The sequence below is a fragment of the Mycobacterium sp. genome (assembly GCF_049683355.1).
Taxonomy (GTDB): domain Bacteria; phylum Actinomycetota; class Actinomycetes; order Mycobacteriales; family Mycobacteriaceae; genus Mycobacterium.
The window spans coordinates 1-4,712 of sequence record NZ_JBAUJB010000475.1; the positions used below are offsets into that span (position 1 = coordinate 1).

The 4,712-nt window shown below is 70.6% G+C and carries 6 protein-coding genes; 4 read left to right on the forward strand and 2 right to left on the reverse strand.

What is annotated here, in order from left to right; genetic code table 11:
* Positions 1 to 117: 117 nt before the first annotated feature.
* Positions 118 to 1,329 (forward strand): Rv3212 family protein, encoded by a 1,212-nt coding sequence (locus WA944_RS26725; protein WP_526374848.1) that lies wholly within the window; start codon positions 118 to 120, stop codon positions 1,327 to 1,329.
* Between the two features lie 22 nt (positions 1,330 to 1,351).
* Here the strand turns inward: WA944_RS26725 and WA944_RS26730 are convergent, their stop codons facing one another.
* Positions 1,352 to 2,146, reverse strand: coding sequence for a ParA family protein (locus WA944_RS26730; protein WP_526374850.1), 795 nt, complete (start codon positions 2,144 to 2,146; stop codon positions 1,352 to 1,354).
* Positions 2,147 to 2,204: 58 nt separating this feature from the next.
* Here WA944_RS26730 and WA944_RS26735 point away from each other — a divergent pair, with 58 nt between their 5' ends.
* The 3 genes from WA944_RS26735 to WA944_RS26745 are packed head-to-tail and all read left to right on the forward strand — an operon-like array spanning position 2,205 to position 4,389.
* Positions 2,205 to 2,816, forward strand: a complete 612-nt coding sequence (locus WA944_RS26735; RefSeq protein ID WP_526374852.1) for an acid phosphatase — start codon at positions 2,205 to 2,207, stop codon at positions 2,814 to 2,816.
* Positions 2,813 to 3,910: an isochorismate synthase gene (locus WA944_RS26740; RefSeq protein ID WP_526607726.1), complete on the forward strand. Its 1,098-nt coding sequence runs from the start codon at positions 2,813 to 2,815 to the stop codon at positions 3,908 to 3,910. Before WA944_RS26735 ends, WA944_RS26740 begins: the two co-directional genes overlap by 4 nt.
* The gene (locus WA944_RS26745) at positions 3,907 to 4,389 is read left to right on the forward strand and encodes a GNAT family N-acetyltransferase (RefSeq protein ID WP_526374856.1); all 483 of its coding nucleotides are present in this window, start codon (positions 3,907 to 3,909) and stop codon (positions 4,387 to 4,389) included. The genes WA944_RS26740 and WA944_RS26745 overlap by 4 nt, the downstream gene beginning before the upstream one ends.
* Here the strand turns inward: WA944_RS26745 and WA944_RS26750 are convergent.
* Positions 4,341 to 4,712, reverse strand: a 372-nt coding sequence (locus WA944_RS26750; RefSeq protein ID WP_526647508.1) for a hypothetical protein, incomplete at its 5' end; no start/stop codon positions are given. The genes WA944_RS26745 and WA944_RS26750 overlap by 49 nt on opposite strands.

Sequence of the window (4,712 nt, forward strand, 5' to 3'; positions counted from 1 at the left end):
GCCGACAACACCGGCGGCGAGCAGTCGGACGCGGCACGGTCGGGTCGGCGCCGTCGGCGCCGCCGCCCCAGCAAGGCCCCGGCCGCAGGCACCAACTAACCGCAGACCACCCACCCGATGGTCAAACCCGAACGCCGGACTCGGGCCGACATGCTGGCGGCGGTGGCGATCGCCGGAGTGGTCGCGCTCGTCGCGGCCGTGATCTGGTGGACCAGTGACGCCAGAGCGACCGACAGCGTGCCCGCGGCGGCCCCGGTCCCCAACCTGGAACCGCCCACAGCGGTACCGGAGTCGCTGACCGAGCGCTGGACCGCGCCCAGCCCCGCGACCAGCCGGCCCCTGGTGGTCGCAGGCGCCGTGGTGACCGGCGCCGACCGTGGCATGCAGGGCCGCGATCCCGGCACCGGCGAGCCGCTCTGGAGCTTCGCCCGTGACCTCGATCTCTGCGGGGTCACCTGGGTGTACAGCTATGCCGTCGCGGTCTACCCGGACGTCCGCGGGTGCGGGCAGGTCAGCACCGTCGACGCCGAGACCGGCATCCGCGGGCCGACCCGCACCAGCTACTCCGACCCCGAGGTCACGTTGTCCAGCGACGGCACCACGGTGCTCTCGGCCGGCGACACCCGCCTGGAGTTGTGGCGCTCCGACATGGTGCGGATGCTCAGCTACGGTGCGCTCGACGCCCCGATCAAGGCGGGTACGCCGAGCCTGCCGTTGTGCCGGCTGGTCTCGGCCGCGGCGAGTTCGGCGGCGGTGTCCGTGCTGGAGGCCTGCGACGGTCAGGCCGACCTGCGCCTGACCTTGCTGCGCCCCTCCGAGGAAGAGGACACCCCGGAGATGAAGTACGTGCAGCAGACCGGCGTCGGCGTCGACAGCGACGCCCGCGTGGTGGCGGTGACGGACACCACGACCGCGGTGTACGCCCCCACCCCGAAACCGAGGGTCGACATCGTCGACGAGACGGGGGCGACGATCGCCAGCACGGTGGTGCCCGGACTCCCCTCCCCCGACGCCACCATGTCGCGGACCGGCGATCTGATCACCTGGTGGACCGGTGACAGCCTGATGGTGTTCTCCGCCAACAACCTTCAGTACAAGTACACGGTGGCCGCGACGGGCGACAACGCGCCCGTCGGTCCGGCGACGGTGATGGCCGGACGGTTGATGGTGCCGGTCAGCAGCGGCTACGACGTGTTCGATCCGGCGACCGGCGTCGGCGACCGTCACATCCCGCTGCAGCGCCCGCCGGTCGAGGGACCCGTGGTGCCCGCGGTGGCCGGGTCCATGCTGATCGAGCAGCGAGGCGACGAAGTGGTCGCTCTCGGGTGAGCGGCGGCGATTTCGGCCCGAATCACATGTCGGGGGTGAAGGTGGCCAGCGCTTTGCCGTTCTTCCAGTACTTGAGCAGCGCGGCGGCGAGTTCGCGGTATGCCAGCGCGCCCTTGTTCTTGCGCCCGGTCAGCACCGACGAACCCGAAGCGCTGGCCTCGGCGAACCGCACGGTGCGCGGGATCGGCGGCGCCAGCACCGGCAGGTTGTAGCGGTCGGCGACGTCGAGCAGCACGTCGCGGCTGTGGGTGGTGCGCGAGTCGTACAACGTGGGCAGCGCGCCCAGCAGCGAGAGGTCGGCGTTGGTGATCTGTTGGACGTCGGTGATGGTGCGCAGGAACTGACCGACGCCGCGGTGGGCGAGCGTCTCGCACTGCAGCGGCACGATCACGTCGTCGGCGGCGGTGAGCCCGTTGAGCGTCAGCACCCCCAGCGACGGCGGGCAGTCCACGATCACCACGTCGAACTGTCCGGAAATCTTGGCCAGGGCACGCTTGAGTGCATACTCCCTGCCGGCCCGCATCAGCAGCATCGCCTCGGCACCAGCGAGGTCGATGTTGGCGGGCAGCAGGGTCATCCCCTCCGACGTCTCGACCAGTGCGGTGTCGGGTTCGACGTCGCCGAGCAGAACCTCGTGGATGGAGACGGCCAGCTTGTCGGGGTCCTGCCCCAGCGAGAACGTCAGGCAGCCCTGGGGGTCCAGGTCGACGAGCAGCACCCGCTTACCGAGCTCCATCATCGCTGCGCCCAGCGACGCCACCGTCGTCGTTTTGGCGACCCCACCCTTTTGATTGGCGACCGCAAGTACCCGCGTCACAACACCATCCTGTCATGCACCCGCGAGTGGCGACGCGGCGTGCGGCAGAATCGGGGCTGTGGCCCTTCTGCAGCACCGGCTGATCCTGCTCCGACACGGCGAGACGGAGTGGTCGAAGTCGGGTCAGCACACCAGCCGCACCGAGCTCGACCTCACGCCACGCGGCCGTGAGCAGGCCGCTGCGGCGGCCGAGACGCTGCAGCAGCTGCGGTTGGACGATCCGTTTGTGGTCAGCAGCCCGCGCAAGCGCGCGAGGATCACCGCCGATCTGGCCGGCCTCACCGTCGACGACGTCAATCCGCTGATCAGCGAATGGGATTACGGCGAGTACGAGGGAACCACCACCGTGGAGATCCGCCAGACGGTGCCGAACTGGCTGGTGTGGACGCACGGCTGCCCGGGTGGCGAGACCTCCGCGCAGCTCTGTGAGCGCGCCGACCGGGCGATCGAGCTGGCGCTGGGGCACATGGAGTCCCGCGACGTGGTCTTCGTCGGGCACGGCCATTTCTCCCGCGCGCTGGTCGTCCGATGGATCGAGCAGCCCGTCTACGAGGGTATCCGGGTGTCGATGCCGGCCGCGTCGATCGCGATCTGCAGCTTCGAGCACGGCATACGTCAGCTCAGCGCGTTGGCGCTGACCGGACACCCGGACCCGGCCGCACCGGCGTGACCCGCGAGCCGACGTTCGTCCTCACCGGGCCCGACGGGGTGATCACCGCGGACGGAGTACACACCGCCTTCCCGAAGATCGCCGACGCGCGAGCCGCTCTGGCGTCCCACAGCGCGCCGATCATCTTGGGCGCCTTACCTTTCGATCTCTCCCAGCCGGCGGCGCTGATCCGTCCGCAGACGGTGGGCTTCACCGAGGCGCTGCCCGAATGGCCGGTGCGTGAGCTCCCCGTCGCGCGGGTCGCCGAGACCATCCCGGCCGCCGACGAGCACCGCGCACGCATCGCGGCGGCGTTGACCCGGCTGCGCGACCCGGCAATCGACCTGCACAAGGTGGTGCTGGCGCGGGCGCTGCGGGTGGCCGCCGACGGACCGCTGGACGCCAGGACGGTGCTGCAGCGACTGGTCGCCAACGACACACCCGCGAGTTCGTTTCTCGTCGACCTGTCGGCGGCCGGCGAAGGGTACTCCGGCACCGCGCTCGTCGGCGCCAGCCCCGAACTGCTCGTCGCCCGACGCGGACAGCAGGTCACGTGTCGGCCGTTCGCCGGGTCGGCACCACGGCTCGCCGACCCCCGGGCCGACGAGGCCAGCGGTGCCGCGCTGGCCGAGTCGGCCAAGGACCGCCACGAGCATCAGCTCGTGGTCGACGCGCTGCGCGAAACGCTCGAGCCGTTGTGCACCAGGCTGCAGATCGCCGCGCAACCCCAGTTGACCAAGACCGCCGCGGTGTGGCATCTGTATACGCCCATCTCCGGACTGTTGCGCGAAAGAGCAACCACTGCACTGGACCTGGCGCTTGCGCTGCACCCCACCCCGGCGGTGGGCGGTTCCCCTGTTCGCGAGGCGACCGCCCTGATCGGCCAGCTCGAAGGGGATCGCGGCTTCTACGCCGGCGCGGTGGGCTGGTGTGATCAGCGCGGCGACGGCCGTTGGGTGGTGTCGATCCGGTGCGCGCAGCTCTCCGCCGACCGGCGCACCGCCGACGCGCACTCCGGGGGCGGCATCGTCGCCGAATCCGACCCGGACAACGAATTCGCGGAGACCACAACAAAGTTCAGGACAATTCTGTCGGCGTTGGGGGTGCAGCCGTGACCGACCTCATCCGCACCGTCCGCCCCGGCGACGAGGTCGAGTTGACCGCGATGATCCACGAGCTCGCCGACTTCGAACGCGCCGCAGCTGACTGCACGGTGACCGAAACTCAGCTGCGGGAAGCGCTTTTCGGTCCGCACCCGGTGGTGTACGGGCATCTGGCCGAAGTGGACGGCGAGGCGGCGGCCGCCGCGCTGTGGTTCCGCAACTTCTCGACGTGGGACGGTGTGGCCGGCATCTACCTCGAGGATCTGTTCGTGCGCCCGCGGTTTCGCCGTCGCGGCCTGGCCCGCAAGCTGCTCGCGACGCTGGCCCGCGAATGCGTCGATCACGGCTATTCGCGGCTGAGCTGGGCGGTGCTGGACTGGAACGTCGACGCGATAGCGCTCTACGACAGCGTCGGTGGGCGGCCGCAGAGCGACTGGATCACCTACCGGGTGTCCGGCCCCGGGCTCTCGGAGCTGGCCGCCGAATCCTGAGTCAGCCAGCGCAGCACCGACGGGCTGAACAGCAGCGCGAGCACGGCCACCGAAACCATCCCGACCAGCACCGCATACGGCAGCTGCCCCGAGCTGAAGACGTAGAAGGCCACCCCCAGCAGCAGCAGGTTGGCGAACACCGCGACGCCGCGGCCCCACCGCCGCCCCGTCCACAACGCCACGCCGGCCGCCACCACCGCCGATCCCATGATCGCGAACCATGCCGCCGTGCCGTACCCGCTGATCGCGGCCTCGCGGTGGCCGCCGAGCTCGCGCACCGTGAGCGCGACGGCCGTCACGATCGCCAGCGCGCCCTGCAGCGC

Excerpts from the sequence above, each read along its gene's own strand:
- WA944_RS26725 (WP_526374848.1), top strand. The coding sequence starts at position 118 with ATGGTCAAACCCGAACGCCGGACTCGGGCCGACATGCTGGCGGCGGTG.